Here is a 19743-nt window from a genome sequence, read left to right as displayed (position 1 = left end):
CCCCGCCTCCCGCGCCGCACTGTTCCTCCCCCACGGGAGGCCCCCGCCTCCCGCGTGTCACATTCCGGCCGTTCCGGCTCTGCTCGGGCAATCCATGCATGGGCTGTCCGTGCATGGGCAATCCATGCCTGAGCAGTCCAAGCGTGAGCAGTCCGTCCGGACGGCAGCGGACCCCTATCCCCTGCCGAACAGCCGCGTTACGTGGAAACCCGTCGAGACCTCGGGTGCTCCCCGCGCACCCAGGGCCCCTTGCGGGCTCCGGAAATCGGTCATCCCCACGTCCGGCACCGCGAGGGCGGCCGATGACCGCCCAAAGCGCCGGACCTATAGATCATCATTTGTCGCCCCGTGTCCCAGCATGTGAAGCACGGTCAATCTAGACCATCAGAGCCCGTCTGAAGAGAGGGATGTGTGGAATTTGTGCTTGTCATTTGATGCCGGTTCCACGAAAAAGTGACCGTCCGCGATGCCATGATGACGGAGAGGTCCCGTGTGACCTGCATAAACAGGAGTATTCCGGGCTGCCGGCACCCGGCTCTCCAAGGAGTCCCCGGAACCTCCGCGACGAGGTGTCGAACTGATGAACTGATGAACTACCGGCAGTCGCCGCCGGGGCCGGGCAGGAGAGTGCTCACCGCGCGTTCCACCTCAACGATGCGGTCGGCGAGGCCGGCCGTGCCGGGTTCCTCCCGATTGCGCAGCAACAGTTCGATCTGGGCGAGCCGTTCGGTGATCTCCGCGATCCGGTCCGTGTCCGCGGGGTGCGCGCGCAGCGCCAACTGGCGGTTCTTCCGGTGGAGATCGAGAAAGACGTTGATCTTGGTGCGCAGCACCCACGGGTCGATGGGCTTGGTGATGAAGTCGGCGGCACCGACCGCGTATCCCCGGTAGGCGTAGTCGGCGCCCGGCTCGGTCCCCGTCACCAGGATGACGGGCACGTCCTTGGTCTGGTCGAGGCGCTTGATGTTGGCGGTGGTCTCGAAGCCGTCCATGTCGGGCATCCGGACGTCCAGGAGGACGACCGCGAAGTCCTGCCGCAGCATCGCCTTCAGCGCCTCCTCCCCGGAGCGCGCGCGGACCAGATGCTGGTGGAGCGGGCCGAGTACGGCCTCGAAGGCGATGAGGTTCTCCTCCATGTCGTCCACGACCAGGATGCTGCACCGGTCGGCCAGGCCGGTGGTCATGGCGCGCCCTCGGGCGGATCGACGGGGCTGTCCTCGGTGCCGGAGGGGCCGCCGGAGGAGCCGTCGGAGGAGCCGTGGGAGGAGCCGTCGGAGGGTTCGCGGTCCTGCCCCGGCTCCGGGTGGCCGTTCTGCGGGTCGAGCAGATCGCAGATGATCGACAGCAGCCGGTCGACGTTCACCGGCTTGGGCACGTAGTCGGAGGCGCCGCTGTCTATCGCCTTCTCGCGGTCTCCGGGCATCGCCTTGGCGGTGAGGGCGATGATCGGCAGGTGCGCGAGACGGGGGGTGGAGCGGATGATGCGGGTGGTCTCGTACCCGTCCATCTCCGGCATCATGATGTCCATCAGGACCAGGGACACGTCAGAGGTCCGTTCCAGGACCTCAAGGCCCTCCCGGCCGTTCTCCGCGTACTTCACGGTGATGCCGACACGGCCCAGTACCTGCGTGAGGGCGAAGACGTTGCGGATGTCGTCGTCGATGATGAGGATACGATGGCCCGCCAGGACGCGGCCGGGGCGCCCGCGGAGCCATTCCTTGAGCCGAGTCGTCTCCGGCCAGGTGTCCTCGCGGCCGTCGGCGCTCCCCGCGGCTCCCCTGCCCCTCAGGTCGTCCGGGCTCAGCCGGCCGGCATCCAGGAAGTCTGCCCCCAGCCCCCCTGCGCTGTCGAACACGTGCACAGACGAGGCGTCCTCGGCAGAGGCTGCCGGCGCCAGGCTCCCGGCAGGTGGGACGGCGGGTGCCACGGCAGGCGTGACGGTGGGGGGAACGGCAGCGGGAGCGGTGGGCGGAACGGCGGGTGAGAGGGCGGGCGGAGCGGTGGACGGAACGGCGGGTGAAAGGGCAGGCGGAGCGGCGGTCGGAACGGGAGACGGGGCCGTGGAGGAAGCGGCGGACGCAGCCGTGGACCGGACGCCTATGGAGTGCAGCCCCGCCAGGCCCTGCCCGATGGCGGCGCCGGGGTAGTGCGCGGGGATGTAGAGGGTGAAGCAGGAGCCCACACCCAGCTCGCTCTCGGCGACGATCTTGCCGCCGAGCATCCCGGCGATCTCCCGGCTGATGGACAGACCGAGGCCGGTGCCGCCGTACTTGCGGTTGGTGGTGCCCTCGGACTGCTGGAACGCCTCGAAGATCAGCGGAAGTTTCTCGGCGGCGATACCGATCCCGGTGTCCTTGACGGAGAAGGCGACGACGGCGTCCGCGTTCTTCAGCGTCTCCTCCACGAACTGCTCCCCCGGCACCCGGTCCACACGCAGCTCCACGCTGCCGGCGTGGGTGAACTTCAGCGCGTTGGACAGCAGGTTGCGCAGCACCTGCTGGAGGCGCTGCTCGTCGGAGTACAACTCGGTCGGCATGTCCTCGCCGACGGCGATCTCGAAGCCCAGACCGCGGTCGATGGCGAGTGGCCGGAACGTGGCGTCGACGTAGTCGAGCAGCTTGACCAGCGGCAGTGTCGTCGGGCGTACGTCCATCCGGCCGGCCTCGATCTTCGACAGGTCGAGGATGTCGCTGATCAGCTGGAGCAGGTCCGAACCCGAGCGGTGGATGGTGGTCGCGAACTGCACCTCCTCGTCGGACAGATGGCCGTCGGGGTTGTCGGCGAGCAGCCGGGCCAGGATCAGCAGCGAGTTGAGCGGGGTGCGCAGCTCGTGCGACATGTTCGCCAGGAACTCCGACTTGTACCGCGAGGCGGTCGCGAGCAGGGCCGCCTTCTCCTCCAACTCGGCGTTGGAGCGCTGCAGTTCGTCCGAACGTTCCCGCAGTTCGGAGGTGAGGCGCTGGGACTGCGACAGCAGGGACTCCGTCCGGGAGTTGGCGATGATCGTGTTGATCGAGACGCCGATCGTGTTGGCGAACTGGTCCATGAAGGCCAGGTGCACATCGCTGAACCTGCTGAGCGAGGCCAGTTCGATCACGCCGAGCACCTGGTCCTCGAAGAGGATCGGCAGGATGACGATGCTGGCCGGGTACGCCATGCCGAGTCCGGAACTGATGGTGATGTAGTCCGGCGGGACCTCGGCGATGAGGATGCGCTGCTTCTCCTGCGCGGCCTGGGCGATCAGGCCGCGGCCCGGGGTTCCGGTACCGGGGAGCGGGCTGCTCCCGTCGTCCTGGTCGGTGCCGTACCCGGCGATGAACTGCAGGCCCTCGCCCTGCGGCGAGCCGCCCTCCGCCAGGAAGAACGCACCGAACTGGGCGTTCACCAGCGGCGTCAGCTCGCGCAGGATCAGGTCGGCGACCTCGACCAGGTCGCGGTGGCCCTGCATCAGGGCGGCCATGCGGGTGAGGTTGGATTCCAGCCAGTCCTTGGCGCGGGTGGTCTCACGGAGGTTGGAGACCATGAGGTTGATGTTGTCCTTCAGTTCGGCGACCTCGCCCTGCGCCTCGACCGTGATGGCGCGGGACATGTCTCCCTGGGTGACCGCGCTGGCCACTTCCGCGATCGCCCGGACCTGGGTGGTGAGGTTCAGGGCGAGTTCGTTGACGTTGGTGGTCAGCCGCTTCCATGTGCCGTAGACGCCCTCCACGCGGGCCTGGCCGCCCAGTTGACCTTCGCTGCCGACCTCGCGGGCGACGCGGGTGACCTCGGACGAGAACGAGGAGAGCGTGTCGACCATCGTGTTGATGGTCGTCTTCAGTTCGAGGATCTCGCCGCGCGCGTCCACGTCGATCTTCTTCGACAGGTCGCCCTGGGCGACGGCGGTGGCGACCTGGGCGATGTTGCGGACCTGCGAGGTCAGGTTGGACGCCATGAAGTTGACGTTGTCCGTCAGGTCCTTCCACACACCCGAGACGCCGCGCACCTGGGCCCGGCCGCCGAGCCGGCCCTCGGTACCGACCTCGCGCGCGACACGCGTGACCTCGTCCGCGAACGCCCGCAGCTGGTCGACCATCGTGTTCACGGTCTCCTTCAGCTCCAGGATCTCGCCGCGCGCGTCGACCGTGATCTTCTTCGACAGGTCGCCGTTCGCGACGGACGTGGTCACCGTGGCGATGTTGCGGACCTGGGAGGTCAGGTTCAGCGCCATGAAGTTGACGTTGTCGGTCAGCTCCTTCCACACGCCCGACACTCCGCGGACCTGGGCCTGTCCGCCCAGGTTTCCCTCGGTGCCGACCTCGCGGGCGACGCGGGTGACCTCGTCCGCGAAGGCGGAGAGCTGGTCGACCATCGTGTTGATCGTCGACTTCAGCTCCAGGATCTCGCCCTTCGCCTCGACGGTGATCGTCTTGCCGAGGTCGCCCTGGGCGACGGCGGTGGCGACCTGGGCGATGTTGCGGACCTGCGAGGTCAGGTTGTCCGCCATGAAGTTGACGTTGTCCGTCAGGTCCTTCCACACCCCGGACACCCCGCGCACCTGGGCCCGGCCACCGAGCCGGCCCTCGGTACCGACCTCGCGCGCGACACGCGTGACCTCGTCCGCGAACGCGGAGAGCTGGTCGACCATCGTGTTCACGGTGCTCTTCAGCTGCAGGATCTCGCCGCGCGCGTCCACCGTGATCTTCTGGCTCAGATCGCCGTTGGCGACCGCCGTGGTCACCTGGGCGATGTTGCGGACCTGCGAGGTCAGGTTGGACGCCATGAAGTTGACGTTGTCGGTGAGGTCCTTCCACACGCCCGAGACGCCCGGCACCTGGGCCCGCCCGCCCAGCTGTCCTTCCGTTCCGACCTCGCGGGACACGCGCGTCACCTCGTCGGCGAACGCGCGCAGCTGGTCGACCATCGTGTTGACGGTGAGCTTCAGCTCCAGCAGCTCACCGTTCGCCTCGACCGTGACCTGGCGGGTCAGATCGCCGCGGGCGACCGCCGTGGTCACCACGGCGATGTCGCGCACCTGCGCGGTCAGCCGCGCGGCCATCGTGTTGACCGCCTCGGTCACGTCCCGCCAGTCGCCGACCAGGCCCTGCCCTGTGGCCTGTCCGCCGAGGCGGCCCTCGGTGCCGACCTCCCGGGCGACACGGGTCAGCTCTCCGGTGAACAGCGACAGCTGCTCCACCATCCGGTTCACGCCGCTGCCCAGGCAGCGCAGATCGCCGCGCAGTTGGCGTTTGCCGTCGCGCAACTCGACGCGCTGCGTCAGGTCACCGTCCGCGACAGCGTCCAGGACGCGCGTGGCGTTCACGACCGGGACGACCAACGCCTCCAGCAGCGTGTTGGCCGCCTCCACGTTCGTGGCCCACGCTCCCTGGCCGGGACTGGCCGCGATCCGCTCGTCGAGCCGCCCCAGGCGCACCACTTCCCGGCGCACCCGCGCGAGTTCCGAGGCCAGATGCGCGTTGCGCATGATGATCTGGTTGAGCACGCCCGCCATCTCGCCGACGACCCCCGAGGGCAGCACCTCTGTCCGTACGGTGAAGTCGCCGTCACAGAACGAGTTCATGGCCGCGAGCAGGGGGCGCAGTTCGGCCACGCGTATCCACTCGCCGTCCGGCGGGGCGCCGGTCTGGGCGACAGGCGCGCCGCCGGATTCGACGGGCCCCTGCTCCCGGAGCTCCGGCTCACGAGGCGCGAGCTCGGGCTGGGTGGCAGGCTTCATGGCGACCCACTTCCCGGCAAACAAAAGATCCGATTAGCCCGTTTTTAGGCTACATTCATCACGTATGAGCCGACAGCGGACCGGCAGGGGGTGACCAGTGCCGTCGTCCCTCGACCTGGGTGATCCCGTGTCGCGGATGCGGGTGCCCGCCGACGAACTCGCGCCCTCGGTGGCGCGCAGATTCCTGCGCGCCGCGCTCGTCGAGCGGACCGGCCGGCGGTTTCCCGGGGTGCCCGCGATCGGCGAGAGCCTCCTCGACGACGCCGTGCTCCTCGTCAGCGAGCTGGTCACCGAGGTCGCGGCACAGGCCTCGTTCGAGGTCGAGGTGGTCTGTCGTCTGAACACCGCTCGTGGCTCGCCGGCCGATGCCGCGCGGCGCGGGACGGGGCGGGCGGGCGTCCTGGTCGAAGTGGTGGACCCCAGCCCGTCAGGCACCGTCCGCGACGACAAGGGCGCGCACAGCGACGTACGCGGCTACAGCCGGCGGCTGATGGACGCGCTGGCCCAGTCGTGGGGGGTGACGCACGAGCACGCGGGGAAAACCGTCTGGTTCTGTCTGGACTGCGCGACGAAGAGCCCGCTCGGGACCGGACGGCAGGATCTCACCGAAGCCGCCCTGCGCGAGCTGCCGGGCCCCGGAGCCCCCGCGTCCGGATGGCGCCTTGACAGCCGGGCTCACGACGTGGAGTGGGCCGAGCGCGAGGCGCAGTCGTTCCTCGCCGAGGCCGGCGAACTCCTCTCGGGCCAGCTGGACGAGGACATGGTCGCGGCGCTCGCCGGACAGCTCCTGGTGCCGAGGCTCGCCGACTGGTGCGGCGTATGGCTGACCACGGGCAGCGGCGAGATGCGGCTCTCCCATGTCTGGCACAGGGACGAGCGGCGGATCCGCCCGCTCCGCCTGGCGCTGGAGAAGGACCGGCCGACCGCCCGGCTGGACACGGCCGGTACCCCGTGGCCCTGGCCCTCCCATCAGGGTGCCGAGCAGGGCGGCTCCGCGTTCGCGTTCCCGCTGGTCGCGGGCGGGCAGTGCCACGGCGTGCTCCTGACCGGCCAGGCGCGGCTCCCGCGCATGACCGGCGCCGTCGTGCGGCTCGTGGAGGACGTGGCCCGGCGGGTGGCCCAGGCGGTCGTCACCGCCCGTCACTACACCCGGCAGGCGAGCATCAGCCGCACGCTCCAGCGCGGCCAGCTCCCCACGTCCCTCGCCACCATTCCGGGCGTCGACACGGCGATCGTCTACGAGCCCTGCGGTGAGGGCCAGACCGTCGGAGGCGACTTCTACGACCTGTTCCCGATGGGGGACCACCGCTGGTGCTTCCTGCTCGGCGACGTGTGCGGCCACGATCTGGAGGCGATGTCGGCCACCGGCCTGGCCCGGCATCTCGTACGGCTGCTCGCCCGCGAGGGCCACGGTGTCGAGTCCCTGCTGAACCGGCTGAACCTCGCGATGGCGGAGGAGGCCGCCGAGGCCATGACGTTCAGCGGCGAGCAGGAGGGCTCCCGCTTCCTGAGCCTCCTGTACGGGGAGCTGGAGCCGGACGGGGTGGGCGGCGGCGCCAGATGCACGATCGCCAGCGCGGGCCATCCGCTTCCGCTGCGCCTGTCTCCGGACGGCTCGGTGGCCACGGCCGCGGAACCGCAGATGCTGCTCGGGATCGACAAGCTGGAGGAGTTCCATTCCAGCACCTTCACCCTCGCGCCGGGCGAGACACTGCTGTGCGTGACCGACGGCGTGACCGAACGCCGTTGCGGCACAAGGCAGTTGGACGACGACGACGGTCTGGCGACGGTGCTGCGGGGATGCGTCGGACTCGGCGCGAAGGCCGTCGCCGAACGGGTAAGGCAGGCCGCCCACGCCTTCGGCACCGAGCCGATCCACGACGACCTGGCCGTGATGGTCCTGGAGGCGATCCCGGTGCCCTCAAGGAGGCCGGCACTCAAGGAAGCGGGCCGGTCCGCGCCCGAGTGATCAGTCCCACCGGGGGCATGACCCAGATACGCCAGAAACCCGCCACGGGATGATCTTGGAGCCTTGGGGGGGCTCGCTACGGGGTGTTGCCCGTGAGGGCGGTGACGCGGTTCTCGTACTCGCGGCGGGCCTTGCGTTGCGCCGGGATCGCCGGGGCGCCCTGGATGCCGTCGAGGGGTTGGCAGCGAGCGAGGAGCTGGCGGTGGACGGCCGGGGTGGTGCCGACGCGCAGGCTGTAGCCCTGGCCGCGCCGTACGGTGACGCCCTGGTCGAGCGCGGCTCGTTCGGCGGGCTCCAGCTCGGTGGCGCGGAGGAAGTCGGCAACCTTGCCCGGCATGTCGAGGGTGACCGGCAGCTCCGGGGCAGGGGCGTCCTCCTGACCGTCGGTGGTGTGCTCGGACAGAAGGTCGGCGACGGCGGTACGGATGGCACCGCGGCTGACGTCGTGGTCGCGGGCGAGGGCGGCGATCGAGCGGCCCTCCAGGTACGCGGTGCGCACGGCGTCGGTCTTGTCGGCCGCCACGGCGGGGCGGCGCCCGCCCTTGCTGCCCTTGGCCTCGGCGGCCCGCGGCCCGTCGTAGGTCAGCTCTCGCTGGAGGTCGCGTTGGAGTTCGCCGGCGGCGGCGAGGGTCTGCACCATGAACTTCACCGTGGACAGCAGCTCCGCGGTCCGCGGTCCGCGGGTGGCGGGCGGTGAGGTCCATCGCGGAGAATGCGCCGTCGTGGATGCGCAGCGCCACCTGGTCGCGGTGGAGGACGTCGAGCACGTCGAGAATGTGCCCGGTGCCGCGTACGAGGCGGAACATCTCGGAGATGTGCACGGTGTCGCCCGGCCGCGCGTAGTTCAGCAGCTCGCGGAACTTCGGGCGCTGGAGCGGGTGGAGGCGGCTGGAGGTTCCCGGGTCCTCCTCGAAGACGACCGGGTCCTCGATCCCGTCCTCGTCCAGGACGAGGTTCTGCCGGGCGGTGGACTGCTGGTCGGTCGAGACCCGCCTGTAGTCCAGGTTCGCCACTCGGGGCCCCTTCCGTACGGGGGAATGAACCCTATCCGTCGTCAAACCCTGTCATCAATCACCATCGGATCTGATGGGATTCGGGCCGCCGCGAACCCCCGGATTGCACGGGTTCATTGGACGCGTGGGTCGCCTGTCGGCAAACGAAGGTTATCTTGAGCTGTGAAATGCTGTGCCTCGCTGACCTGGGGCGATGCGGTGAGGACAGTGTCCACGAGGTAGCTCGTGAGGCTGCTCAGGGGCCTGTCAGCAGGGCCCGATCGTTGCTGAACCTCGACCTTGGCGGCGGGCCTCCGGGATGGGTGGGCTCTGGAGCCTGGCGGCGCGGAGGTCGCCGAGTGCGTGGGCGAGTTGTTGTCGGAGCTGGCGGTTTTCTTCGGTGAGGCGGCGGTTGCGTTCGTTGGCGGCCTCCAGGCGCCGGATGAGCGAAGCGTCGGAGGCTCGCTGTCGGGCCGGAACAGGGTTGGTAGAGGCTCGCTGCCGTTCGGTCCGCAGGCGTTCGATCTCGGCTCGCAGGTCGGGCTGGGTGTAGAGCCAAGATCTTGAGACGCTGGCGGCACGGGCCACGATGTCGAAGGTGACGGCCGTGCCTGCGGCGTCGATCTCGCGTAGGGCCTTGATCGCTTTGGCCCGGGTGTACTCGTGGCGGTTGCGGGCTGCGGCGGCGATATGGCGGGAGTTGTCAGCCCGCATCGGCCACCTCCGCTCCGCTGGGAGCTTCGTCGTCCTCCAGGGCGGTGATGATCCGGTCGAGGTTGCCGAGGGCCTGCTGGTTCATCTCGACGATGCGGAGCTGGCCGCGGGCCTCGGCCGCCGAGACGATCTGTAGGAGCTGTTGGCGCTGCTGCCGGTGCTGGGGCAGGAACTCCGGGGTTGTCACGAACATTGGGCAGCCGCACCGTGTCGGTGATCCTCAGTCCGCAGCGCATCAGGATGAGCGTGGCCAGTCGGTTGGCCGGGTTCTTCCACCGGTCCAGGTTCGAGGGCTGCTCCAGCTGTGTCATCACCGGTTCGCTCAGCGCCCGGGGCAGCCGCTCGTCGAGACGGGGAAAGTCCTCGGGGAAGAACACGGCGCTTGCGGGCAGGCTGTCGTTCCAGCGGTGCTGACGGATGGCCAGGAAGAAGAGGTTGAGCTGTCCGATGAAGTTCCGGTGCACCGCTCGGCCCGCGTAGTCGGCGTGCGGATGGGCGAGATATCTCTCCAGCAGCGGCCGGTCCACCTGGTCAAGGCGGACGACGCAGATCGCAGGGGACGCGAGGAACTGCGCGAAGTGGGTAATGGCTCGCGTGGCAGAGGCTGCCGACTCGGCGCCAAGCCCCGTGCTGAGCCGCCATCGGGCCCACCGCTTTGCCAGATCTTTCAGCCAGGGCTGTGGGATCCGGGCGAAGAGGATATGAGCGGTCTTGGCCTTGATCCCCAGCTCGCGCAGCCGCCAGATGTCCCGGTCGTACTCACTGTCCCAGCCGTTTCGGTGACTGGCTTCCTCGATGCGTTGTCCTGTGTGGAGCTGGAGCCCGGGGCGTTCGGGCCCCTCCTCGCCCGGGTCGGCGGGCATGTGCGAGGTCTCGCTCATAGCCGCACCTCCGTGCCGTCGAACCAGCCGGCGGCCTCCAGCGTCTTCCGGGCGTCCTCGGCGGTGAGGTGCCCGTACGTCTCGGTCGTAGTGGTCAGGCTGACGTGTCCCAGAAGCTTGCTGACGACCTCGACCGGGGTGCCGCCGCGCAGCAGCCTGGTGGCGTAGGTGTGCCGGTACCAGTGCGGGTCAAAGGAGATGCCGGTCCTTCGTCGGAGCCGTCTGACCAGGTCGTAGGCCGCCGCGTAGGTCATCGCGTGCCCGCGCGGGGCGGCCCAGAGGTTGACGAAGACGTAGTCGTAGTCGGAGTCGAGGTCGCCGTACTCGGTGTGCATGTAGTCGGCATACAGCCGGATCAGTTCGGCGCTGACCGGGATCGTCCTGGTCGTCGCCGATTTGGTGCGGGCGCCGTTGTCGTTGAGCCGCGGCACCACCGACAGCTCGCGCTCAGCGGCAGCCCAGTCCTCGTGCCGCAACCCGAGGGCCTCCCCGATCCGCATGCCGGAGTCGAACAAGACAGCGAACAGCAGCCGGTCCCGCAGCCTCTCGCAAGCATCCAGGACGGCTTGGGCCTCGGCGGCGGTAAGGATGCGGGGGAGCTTCCTCGCCGTCTTCAGCGATATCGCCCGCCGTTGCTGTGGTCGGCTCTTGGCGACGTGGCGCAGGAACGGTTTCCACGCGGTGCTGCGGCGCCCGGCCGGCTGCCAGGTCGTCAGCAACCCGCCCAGGTCGACGCCATGGCGGGCGGCGTGCCGGTAAAAGGCGCTGACTGCCGAGAGTTTCCGGTTCACCGTGGTCTCGCCGCAGTGGTGCTCGACCGACGGCAGCACTGCAACCGCCCCAGTCCGGGCCGTCGGCGGCAGCCACAGCCAGGCGACGAACTCTCCGACGTCCTCCAGCCGGACCTCGCGCCAGTCCAAGCCCTGGACGCTGAGGAAGGAGAACCAGTCCTTCAGATCGTGCGCGTACGCCTTGACCGTGTTCGGGGACCGCTCGATGTCGGTGAGACAGGCCAGGTAGCGCTCGATCGGCTCGACCGGGGCGGCGTCCTCGCCGAGCACCGTCCATGACTCAAGGGGCGAGGACGCCATCACCACGCGCTGTACAAGCATCGGACCTCCGGGGAATCTGCGTGATGGACAGCGGCAGATAACCACATCCACCAGGCAGTGCCCGGGGCCTCACCTGGGCTTGTTCAACATCAAGGACGCCCTCCGGGCGGCTCAAGATAACAATCGTTTGACGACAGGTTGGGATGCTGACCCGACGGCCGGGCACCGTCTGCTTGTCAACGGTGCCGGAGCACTCCGTGCGCACCAGGGGCACACACCTGCCCCTCGACCGTCTCCGCGTTGCCGGCCGGTGGTCAGGAACTCGAGCCGGGGTCGTTGGGATGGGGTTCGAGTGCGGTGACCGTGATGGTCATCCACGGGCGGAGCGGCAGGGTCGCAAGGACCTTGTCGTGAAGCTCGTCCTCGTCGGCGGCGCGCCAGATGCCGATGCTGCGCAGTTCTCCGACCGGTCTCCACAGGCGTACCAGGTGGCCATCGGCGGCCAGTTCGCGGGCGCGTACGGCCTCGGCGGCGCGGCGCCGGCCGACTTCTTCGGGCGTGGTGCCCTCGGGAATGGTGGTGGTGATCTCGACCAGGTACTCGTTCATGGGATTCTGCTTTCTTTGGAAGTCTGCGGCGGTCCCACAGGGGTTCGGGCTACGGGCTGTGCCGTGTCCTCATCGTGCGCCCGGCGCCGGGCCGGCGCTACGACCGGTGTCCTTCCTGGTGATAGGCGGGGCCTTCTACCGGCCGTAGCATCGGGTCGTGGAGCTTCGCCAGTTGCGGTACTTCGTCGCGGTCGCCGAGGAGCTGAACTTCGGGCGGGCGGCCGCCCGGCTGCTGATCGCCGGGCCGTCGCTGTCCCAGCAGATCAAGGCGCTGGAGCGGGACCTGGGGGTGGTGCTGTTCGAGCGCGACCGGCGTTCGGTGGCGCTGACCGCGGCGGGCACGGCGCTACTGCCGCACGTGCGGTCCCTGCTGGACCGGGCCGATGACCTCAAGGCGCGGGCGGGACGGCTGGCGGGGTCGCAGCCAGTCCGCCTTGGCTACGTCAACTGGCTGCCGCCCGATCTCGCCTCCCGCGTAGCGGGGGCGGCGAGGGTGCATGTGGACGCGTGGGTCGCGCCGTCCCACACCCAGGCGTCCCGGGTCGCCGACGGCAGCCTCGACCTCGCGGTGTGCTGGGTGCGCCAGGGGGACCTGGAACGGCTGGGTCTTGCGGAGCGTCTGGTCGGCGCTGACCGCCTCTACGCCGTGTCGCCCGAGGCCGGTACGGGGCCGGTGCGCGCCCAGGACGCCGTCGTGCTGCTGGACGGGGATGCCACGTCCTGGTCGTCGTGGAACGACTACGCGCAGGAGCTGTCCCAGGACACAGGTGCCCGGGTGGAGCGGATCTCGGACGGCGGGGTGACCGGGCCCGCGTTCTTCGACCACGTAAGGCGCCTCGGCCGTCCGGTCCTGAACTCGCCGAAGGGCCAGACCGCCGCGCTCCCACCCGACCTGGTCCACCGCCCGGTGACGGGACCGCGGGTGTACTGGACGTGGTCGCTGGTGCGGCGCGCGGACGAGCAACGTCCCGGGGTGCTCGCCGTGGTCGACGCACTCTGCGACGGCGTCGGCGATCTCGGGCTGCGGGGCTCCGACGTCTGGCTCCCGGCGGGCGACCCGTACCGGCCTGAGTCCGGCCAGGGGACCTGACCGAGAGCGCTGACCAGGGCTGGAAGGCTGGGCCTTTCAGCAGGGAGGAACCCGGTCCCGGGGAGGGGCCGGTTCGGCGTTGCCCGGCGCGGGGCGTGCTGCCTACTGTCGAGGAGTCGACCGGCGGCCGGAGCCGAGGTCGAGGAATCCATCCCCGAGCGCGTACTTGTGCTCGCCCTCACTGGAGAACTGTCATGGGCATGCTCGACATTCAGAAGGTTGCCGTCATCACCGGAGCCTCGCAGGGTATCGGCGCCGGCCTGGTCGAGGCCTACCGCAAGCTGGGCCACGCCGTCGTCGCCACGTCACGCACCATCGCCCCCGCCGACGACGCGGGCGTGCTGGCCGTCCCCGCCGACATCGCCGACCCGGCCACCGCCGACCGCCTGGTTGCCGCCGCCATCGAACGCTTCGGCCGGATCGACACCCTGGTCAACAACGCCGGGATCTTCGTCGCCAAGCCGTTCACCGACTACACCGACGAGGACTATGCGTCCGTGCTCGGCGTGAACCTGACCGGGTTCTTCCGCCTCACCCAGCTCGCGGTCGGCCAGATGCTCGCCCAGGGCGGCGGTCACATCGTCAACGTCACCACCAGCCTCGTCGATAACGCCGACGCCCGGGTCCCCTCCGTCCTCGCCTCGCTGACCAAGGGCGGCCTCCAGTCGGCCACCAAGTCCCTCGCCATCGAGTACGCCACCCGCGGCATCCGCGCCAACGCCGTATCCCCGGGCACCATCCGTACCCCGATGCACGCCCCCGAGACCCACCAGTTCCTCGCCGGCCTGCACCCCGTCGGCCGCATGGGCGAGATCTCCGACATCGTCGAGGCCGTCCTCTACCTGGAGAACGCGCCCTTCGTCACCGGCGAGATCCTCCACGTCGACGGCGGCATGAGCGCCGGCCACTGAACACGACCACCCCGACCCACCCGACCTCCGGGAGAACCGCCATGCACCAGACCACCATGGACGACGAGAAGATCCTGCGCGGCGTCCTCGACGGCTGGAAGGACGCCGTCGACCAGCACCAGCCCGACCAGGTCGCCGCCCACTTCACCGAGGACGCCGTCTTCCAGGGCCTGCACCCCTACACCGTCGGCCGCCCCGGCATCGCCTCCTACTACCACGCACAGCCCCTCGGCCTGAGGGCCGACTACCGCATCCTGGAGACCCGCCGCCCGGCCGACAGCCTCATCCTCGGCTACCTCGCCGTCGACTTCTCCTTCACCGACCGCCCCACCCTCACCGTCAGCCTGGGCATCCTGCTCCAGCAGACGGACCACGGCTGGGCCATCGCCCACTACCAGGTCTCCCACCTGGCGTAACCACCGCGCACAGTCGCACGCGTTCCGCCTTGGCCGCTGGACTCGAACAGGTGCCTGACGGCATGGATCTGTGGGACCTGGTCGTCGACGTCGACCAGGTCCCACAGATCGAGTCCCTGGGACCAGTCCCACTCGTCCATCGCTGTCCCGCGGTGGTGTGGCCAGCGGCGTACAAGCCGAGGATGTCGTGGGCCACACCGTTTTCGTCGACGTAGGCGTGCTCGACGCGGTACAGACGCCAGCCCGCGCGTACGGGGCTGTTCATCGGTTCGTCGTTCGTCCCAGCCGCGCCCGGCATCAGGCTGCCTGGCCGTAGCCGTCCGGCGCGGGCGGGCCGTCGCCGCGCAGCGGGCTGAAGTCGACGTCGAGGTGCGGGTCGTACGCGTCGGGCACGAGGCCGAGTTCGTGAGTGGAGTACTCGCCGAAGCGGCGGACGTGCTCGGTCAGGTACGGCGAGATGTGGACCAGGTCCTCAGGGGCGATGACGTAGCCCTCCTCCTGGAGCTGGCGCACGATCTCGGCGATGTCCAGGGCATTGTGGAAGATCACCGCGCTCGTGAGCAGCGCGTTGAATTTCGCGGTCTTCTCCTGCTCGACGGGGTCGTTGTCGGTGATGACGCCGCCGTTGCCGAAGCCGATCCATTGGGAGAAGCCGTTGAACGCCTCGACCTTGTTCGTGGCGGCGGTCACCCGCCGGCGCAGCGGGGCGTCCGAGAGGTAGCGCAGCAGCTGGACGGTGCGGATGACGCGGCCGACTTCGCGGAAGGCGGTGTAGGTGGCGTTCTTGCGGGAGCCGGCGCGTAGGCGCCGCAGCAGCAGGGTGGAGGAGATGGCGCCCTCGCGCACGGAGACGGCCACGCGCATCAGGTGCCGGAACTGGGACTCGATCAGGTCGAAGTCGATCGAGTTGCGGCCCGGCTCCCCGAACAGGGCGTCGATGTGCAGGTACTCCGTCCGCTTCGTAGGCCGGTAGAAGGTCAGGTCCTTCCAGTTCCTAATCCTCGGCATCAGGTCGAAGCCCAGCAGGTGGGCGAGCGCGAAGACCGGGAACGACTGGCCCTGCGTATCCGCGTGCACGGTGGTCGGCTTCACCTCGGACGTGTTCTTCAGCAGGCCCTCGATGATGTAGACGGCCTCCCACACCCCGCACGGGATGAAGTGGGTGAACAGAGCGATGTAGGTGTCGGAGATGTGGTGGTACGCGATGCCGCCCGGCTTGCCATACCGCACGGACGTCTCGGACAGCAGGTTGTTGAGGTAGGTGTCCATGTGGGTGCCGTCCGCGGCGACCGCGGAGTCGTCGCCCCACGCCTGCGAGATGTCCAGGCGGGCGTGTGCGTTGACCAGGTCGGCGATTGCCGCGTTCAGCGTCGGGATGGAGAAATGCCGGTTCGCGGCCAGCGACAGCTCGTGCCCGCTCACGCCGGGGATGTGCCGGGAGCCTCGTAGGGGCCCATGTTGGTGCCCTTCACGAAGGTGGTGATCACGTACCGGCCGAAGGGGTCTTTCAGCTTCGGCTCGTTGCCCGAGGCGGGGCCGAAGCGACGCCACCACTCCACCCAGTACGCCGTACGGGAGATGATCCCGAGCAGGGAGCGCTCCGGCATCCGGGCCTTGATCTCCTGCTCCAGGGCCTTCGCTGAGGCGCGCTGGCCTTCGGAGCGGTGGGCCTTGAGGGAGGGAATACCGGTCTCTGGGTCGATGATCAGGCCCTCGTTGTCCGGGTACCCGGCATCCGCACTCGCGGCGACCGCGGTGAGCTTGTCCTCCAGCTGCCGGCGGAACGTCACCGCGTCGTACGGCGCGTCGTCGCCGGGCTCGGCGAGACCGACCTCCACCAGGTAGTCGCCCAGCTCCGCCTCGACGTCCTCCCATGACAGGAGCTGCTCGCTCCAGTCGGCGTACTCCTCGGACCCGGCCACCGCGACGTCACCGGTGCGAAGCTCCTCGGCGAGCGCGGCGAACATCATCGCCTCGAAGTGCTTGCGCACGAAGGCACCCGGCCGGTTCTTGTCCCGGACGGCCTTCTGCCAGTTCAGCGTGGCGAACGAGATGTCGACCGGGCGGCCTTCCTCGTTCCGCTCAGGGATGTAGTCGCGCAGGTTCTTGTGGCGGCGGGCATGCGCGAGCGCGTCCAGGACCCGGTTGTCTTCGGAGGTCGCCCGCAGCTCCAGGCGGCTGGTCAGGTCGTACATGGTGGAGCGGTCCTTGAGCAGGTGCCCGTACAGCAGCACCTCCCAGAAGTTGCCGTGATGGGCGGAAACCTTCTCGATCCGCTCGTACTGCCCCTCGAACCCGCCGAAGCAGTCCACCGCCGCAACCGGCGCTCCCAGGGCGCCGGCCTGCACGCGCAGGGCCTTTGCCATGGTGTGCAGCGCGGGTGCGAGCCCGTCACCGAGCCGGGCCGCGACCGCGTCAGGCGCGGCGTCCTGATCGAGTTCCCCGACCACCGCCAGGATCTCGGCGGTCAACGCCGCCGCGTTCTCCCGCGCGTCCTGGACGGGACTGTCGGCGTCGAGGTGCTGGAGCACCGTACGGTAATTCCCGATCAGCGAGTCCACGAGAGCCTGCTGCCGCTCCCGGATCTCCTCCAGCTCCGCCTTGGCCCACTTGACCTGCAACGCGATCCGCCTGCAGAACATCGTCGGCAGATCGTCCCGAGCCCGCATCCGCGCCTTGTGCACCAGGCACACCAGCAGCGCGAGCCGCTTCACCAGGCCGTAGTCCCGCAGCCCCGGCGCGTCCGCTGCGTCCGCCCCACCGGCGAAGTCCGCGATCTTCCCCGAGGCGACGCCGACCAGCCACACCCCGGTCTCGCCCAGCTCGTCCACCCACCCAAGGTGCTCCGCCTGGACGCGGAAGTGCGACCACCTCGGCGCCTTCGCCGACTGCTTCAGCCTGTTGTACTTCGTGGTGCCCGAGGCGTCCTTCTCCGACAGCAACGCCAGCAGCCGCTCCCGGTCGGCCTCGCCGAGCCGGTCGTAGACACCCACGCAGATCGAGGCGTTCACCTCGGTACGGACCTTCGCCGCGAGCGCGTCCAGCGTGGTGAAGCCCGGCAGCTCCAGCCCGGCCTCCACGACCTTCTCCAGCGCCATGTTGGTCAGATCGGCCGGACGGTTCTTCGACACGGCCTCGCTCCGCATCACCGCCTCGGCGATCCTCCGGGCCTTCGCCTTGTCGTACGACAAGCCCGTCCGCTCACGTACGGCGGTTCGCTGCCGCTCCGCCGTACGGTTCGCGGCCTTCGGCACCGTGCCCTCCGGCAACTCCACCGCGCGGCGGACGAAGCCGACCACCGTCTCCGGGATCTCGTCCAGCTTCGGGAAGCACCCCATGCGCTGGTACGACTTCAGCGCGAGCAGCTGGGCCAGGAGGTGCTCGTCGCAGTCGGTCCGGCCGGCGGCCCACTCGACCTCGTCACGGCTCGGCGCGAAGAACAGATGCAGCTCATGCGCGGTGATCAGCCGCTTGAACCGCGGATACGCGGTCCTCTCGATCGAGGTCACAGCCCACCCCGCCCCTGACGGAATCCAACATCACCATCAACGACACTGGGCCGTACGGGTGACGGGGCAAAGCCCTCGACAACGCAAGATCATCCCGTGGCGGGTTTCTGGCGTATCTGGGTCATGCCCCTACCGGGCCGGTGCGAGGAGGCGGTCGATGTCGGCTTCGCCGAAGCATCGCCGAAGCGGCGCGGGGGCCGGCGCCGGGGCCGGCAGGCCTGTACAGCCCGTCGGCCCCGGCGCCAGGTCGCGCGAGGGTGGTCCGGTCAGAGGTCGAACTCGTGCGGGGGAAGGTCCAGCGCGAAGCAGGCATCCCTGACCACGGCACGCTCGGTCTTGTCGAAGTCGCCGTCGGCACCGCCGATGACGATGCCGATCTGGATCACCGCACGCGCCTCGGCGGGCTTCTTCTTCGCCTTGGCGATCTCCTGGAGCACGCTCACCTTGCCGAAATCGAAGTCGGCGGTCAGCTTGTCGAGGTTGGCCTCGAAGCGGCGCCGGAGGTCGTCGGCGGGGAAGTTCTGCAGCACCTCGTTGCTGAGGATCAGCTGCGAGACCCGCTGCCGCTCGGACGGGTCGATTCTGCCGTCGGCCGCGGCGACCAGGGCACACATCGCCATGCTCGCGTCGCGGAAGGCACCGCTCTTGAGGTCGTTCTTCTTCGCCACCAACTGGGTCTGCATCTGCGACGCCGAGTCCTTGATGCGGTCCCACAGTGCCATGTCGAGCTCCCTTGTCTCTGCAGTGTCATAGAACGGCAGGGCGAAGAGAAACCGCCTCTTGCCCCCCAACGGGCCAACGTACGAAGCGACCGCGCCGTTCCCCTTCACCGACTTCCGTTCCGGTTCACCGAATCCCGTTCCAGTTCACCGGCTCCCGTTCCGGTTCACCGGCTCCCGTTCCAGTCCAGTTCACCGACTCCCGTTCTGGCGAGGCGTTTTCCGCCGCCACGGGACGTCAGCTGTGGGGGCCCTTCCGGCCGAGGGTGTGGACGGGAGTGACTCCGGGTCGGGTCCACTGCGGTACGGGGCGGCTGGTCGGGCCCCACGTGGCCCCGCCCTCCGCGTCCGAGCGCCAGAACCAGCACGCGTTGTCGCCCTTGGGCCAGCCCTCGGGCGTGTCCTCCCATGCCTCGCCGCGCCCGTAGGGCGTCATGTCGAGCAGGCCGAGGGATCCGTTGACCCGCTCGCAGCCGCGTCCTGTCGTGGAGTAGGTGAGGAAGGCGCGGTCGCCCTCGCGCAGGAAGCAGGTGAGGTGACCCATTCCGTCGCCGACCGGCGCGTCCACGTCACGCACCGAGTACCAGGGCTGGGTGTAGCCCATGAACGCGACGTAGGAGGCCACCTCTTCCCAGCGGCCCGTGGTCAGGACGGCGAACGAGACGCCGCGGGCGTGGAGATAGTCCGCGTCCTTCAGGTGCCAGGCCGCGGTGGTGCAGCCCTCGCACTGGCCCTGGTGCGGCGCGCCGTCGTACCACATGTGCTTGTAGACCACGAGTTCGTCACGGCCCTCGAACAGGTCCAGGAACGGGACCGGGCCGTCGGGGCCGACGACCTCGACCGTCCCGTCGAACTCCACCATCGGCAGCCGGCGGCGGGCCGCGGCGATGGCGTCGCCCTCACGGGTGTGGGCCTTCTCCCGGACCAGCAGCTCGTCCCTGGCGGCCTGCCAGGTGGCCTGGTCGACCACGGGCGGGCGGCCGGGCAGCGGGGTGGTCGGGGCGTCCGGCGTGGTGGTCATGGTGTCCTCCGTGGCGTCTCGTGCCGGGCAACGTCTACGACGTTCTGCGACGGTCACGGGAAAGGACTGGCGACCCGGCCGAAACTCATCGCGGAGTTCCCTCCCGACGGCGCTACGGTCGCCGAGCGGGGTGAGCCCCCGCCCG

15 protein-coding genes and 1 pseudogene are annotated in these 19743 nt (G+C 69.4%); 4 read left to right on the top strand and 12 right to left on the bottom strand.

All coding sequences use genetic code 11. From position 1 onward, the window contains the following. Positions 1–593: 593 nt before the first annotated feature. Together ACGFYV_RS17945 and ACGFYV_RS17940 are read right to left on the bottom strand one after the other, a co-directional pair. The gene (locus ACGFYV_RS17945; RefSeq protein ID WP_393879342.1) at positions 594–1184 is read right to left on the bottom strand and encodes a two-component system response regulator; all 591 of its coding nucleotides are present in this window, start codon (positions 1182–1184) and stop codon (positions 594–596) included. After that, positions 1181–5560, bottom strand: a complete 4380-nt coding sequence (locus ACGFYV_RS17940; protein WP_393879379.1) for a HAMP domain-containing protein — start codon at positions 5558–5560, stop codon at positions 1181–1183. Before ACGFYV_RS17940 ends, ACGFYV_RS17945 begins: the two co-directional genes overlap by 4 nt. Before the next feature lie 292 nt (positions 5561–5852). Here ACGFYV_RS17940 and ACGFYV_RS17935 point away from each other — a divergent pair, with 292 nt between their 5' ends. Continuing rightward, positions 5853–7685, top strand: coding sequence for a SpoIIE family protein phosphatase (locus ACGFYV_RS17935; protein WP_393879378.1), 1833 nt, complete (start codon positions 5853–5855; stop codon positions 7683–7685). Between the two features lie 76 nt (positions 7686–7761). Here ACGFYV_RS17935 and ACGFYV_RS17930 read toward each other — a convergent pair whose 3' ends face one another. The 6 genes and pseudogenes from ACGFYV_RS17930 to ACGFYV_RS17905 form a co-directional block, all read right to left on the bottom strand. Then, the gene (locus tag ACGFYV_RS17930; protein ID WP_393879341.1) at positions 7762–8325 is read right to left on the bottom strand and encodes a hypothetical protein; all 564 of its coding nucleotides are present in this window, start codon (positions 8323–8325) and stop codon (positions 7762–7764) included. A 136-nt stretch (positions 8326–8461) separates the two neighbouring features. Then, a pseudogene (locus tag ACGFYV_RS17925) lies at positions 8462–8698 on the bottom strand (recombinase family protein); the annotation flags it as partial. A gap of 246 nt (positions 8699–8944) precedes the next feature. Next, on the bottom strand, positions 8945–9391 hold the full coding sequence (locus tag ACGFYV_RS17920) for a DUF6262 family protein (protein WP_393879340.1): 447 nt from the start codon (positions 9389–9391) through the stop codon (positions 8945–8947). Then, positions 9381–9584 carry a hypothetical protein gene (locus ACGFYV_RS17915; protein ID WP_393879339.1) on the bottom strand — a complete coding sequence of 68 codons (204 nt, stop codon included), beginning with the start codon at positions 9582–9584 and terminating at the stop codon, positions 9381–9383. Before ACGFYV_RS17915 ends, ACGFYV_RS17920 begins: the two co-directional genes overlap by 11 nt. 684 nt (positions 9585–10268) lie before the next feature. Then, positions 10269–11384 (bottom strand): tyrosine-type recombinase/integrase, encoded by a 1116-nt coding sequence (locus ACGFYV_RS17910; RefSeq protein WP_393879338.1) that lies wholly within the window; start codon positions 11382–11384, stop codon positions 10269–10271. Between the two features lie 254 nt (positions 11385–11638). Then, positions 11639–11932 (bottom strand): muconolactone Delta-isomerase family protein, encoded by a 294-nt coding sequence (locus ACGFYV_RS17905; protein ID WP_393879337.1) that lies wholly within the window; start codon positions 11930–11932, stop codon positions 11639–11641. A 157-nt stretch (positions 11933–12089) separates the two neighbouring features. Here ACGFYV_RS17905 and ACGFYV_RS17900 point away from each other — a divergent pair, with 157 nt between their 5' ends. The 3 genes from ACGFYV_RS17900 (at position 12090) to ACGFYV_RS17890 (ending at position 14349) form a co-directional block, all read left to right on the top strand. Next, the gene (locus ACGFYV_RS17900) at positions 12090–13022 is read left to right on the top strand and encodes a LysR family transcriptional regulator (RefSeq protein WP_393879336.1); all 933 of its coding nucleotides are present in this window, start codon (positions 12090–12092) and stop codon (positions 13020–13022) included. Between the two features lie 194 nt (positions 13023–13216). Then, positions 13217–13933 (top strand): SDR family NAD(P)-dependent oxidoreductase, encoded by a 717-nt coding sequence (locus tag ACGFYV_RS17895; RefSeq protein ID WP_393879335.1) that lies wholly within the window; start codon positions 13217–13219, stop codon positions 13931–13933. 41 nt (positions 13934–13974) lie between these two features. Continuing rightward, positions 13975–14349, top strand: a complete 375-nt coding sequence (locus ACGFYV_RS17890; RefSeq protein WP_393879334.1) for a hypothetical protein — start codon at positions 13975–13977, stop codon at positions 14347–14349. Positions 14350–14646: 297 nt separating this feature from the next. Here ACGFYV_RS17890 and ACGFYV_RS17885 read toward each other — a convergent pair whose 3' ends face one another. The 4 genes from ACGFYV_RS17885 to ACGFYV_RS17870 form a co-directional block, all read right to left on the bottom strand. After that, positions 14647–15771, bottom strand: a complete 1125-nt coding sequence (locus ACGFYV_RS17885; RefSeq protein WP_393879333.1) for a transposase — start codon at positions 15769–15771, stop codon at positions 14647–14649. Further along, positions 15768–17858 (bottom strand): DUF4158 domain-containing protein, encoded by a 2091-nt coding sequence (locus ACGFYV_RS17880; RefSeq protein ID WP_393879332.1) that lies wholly within the window; start codon positions 17856–17858, stop codon positions 15768–15770. Before ACGFYV_RS17880 ends, ACGFYV_RS17885 begins: the two co-directional genes overlap by 4 nt. A gap of 266 nt (positions 17859–18124) precedes the next feature. Next, positions 18125–18580, bottom strand: coding sequence for a tellurite resistance TerB family protein (locus ACGFYV_RS17875; protein WP_393879331.1), 456 nt, complete (start codon positions 18578–18580; stop codon positions 18125–18127). Positions 18581–18815: 235 nt separating this feature from the next. Beyond that, on the bottom strand, positions 18816–19598 hold the full coding sequence (locus tag ACGFYV_RS17870; protein ID WP_393879330.1) for a DUF899 family protein: 783 nt from the start codon (positions 19596–19598) through the stop codon (positions 18816–18818). Between the last annotated feature and the right edge of the window lie 145 nt (positions 19599–19743).

The sequence above is a fragment of the Streptomyces sp. NPDC048297 genome, from assembly GCF_043201585.1.
Lineage (GTDB): Bacteria > Actinomycetota > Actinomycetes > Streptomycetales > Streptomycetaceae > Streptomyces.
This window is presented reverse-complemented; position numbering and strand designations above follow the sequence as displayed.

Coding starts and splice junctions, on each gene's coding strand:
- ACGFYV_RS17945 (WP_393879342.1), bottom strand. CDS start 1,184: ATGACCACCGGCCTGGCCGACCGGTGCAGCATCCTGGTCGTGGACGAC.
- ACGFYV_RS17940 (WP_393879379.1), bottom strand. CDS start 5,560: ATGAACTCGTTCTGTGACGGCGACTTCACCGTACGGACAGAGGTGCTG.
- ACGFYV_RS17935 (WP_393879378.1), top strand. CDS start 5,853: ATGCGGGTGCCCGCCGACGAACTCGCGCCCTCGGTGGCGCGCAGATTC.
- ACGFYV_RS17930 (WP_393879341.1), bottom strand. CDS start 8,325: ATGGTGCAGACCCTCGCCGCCGCCGGCGAACTCCAACGCGACCTCCAG.
- ACGFYV_RS17920 (WP_393879340.1), bottom strand. CDS start 9,391: ATGCGGGCTGACAACTCCCGCCATATCGCCGCCGCAGCCCGCAACCGC.
- ACGFYV_RS17915 (WP_393879339.1), bottom strand. CDS start 9,584: ATGTTCGTGACAACCCCGGAGTTCCTGCCCCAGCACCGGCAGCAGCGC.
- ACGFYV_RS17910 (WP_393879338.1), bottom strand. CDS start 11,384: ATGCTTGTACAGCGCGTGGTGATGGCGTCCTCGCCCCTTGAGTCATGG.
- ACGFYV_RS17905 (WP_393879337.1), bottom strand. CDS start 11,932: ATGAACGAGTACCTGGTCGAGATCACCACCACCATTCCCGAGGGCACC.
- ACGFYV_RS17895 (WP_393879335.1), top strand. CDS start 13,217: ATGGGCATGCTCGACATTCAGAAGGTTGCCGTCATCACCGGAGCCTCG.
- ACGFYV_RS17890 (WP_393879334.1), top strand. CDS start 13,975: ATGCACCAGACCACCATGGACGACGAGAAGATCCTGCGCGGCGTCCTC.
- ACGFYV_RS17875 (WP_393879331.1), bottom strand. CDS start 18,580: ATGGCACTGTGGGACCGCATCAAGGACTCGGCGTCGCAGATGCAGACC.
- ACGFYV_RS17870 (WP_393879330.1), bottom strand. CDS start 19,598: ATGACCACCACGCCGGACGCCCCGACCACCCCGCTGCCCGGCCGCCCG.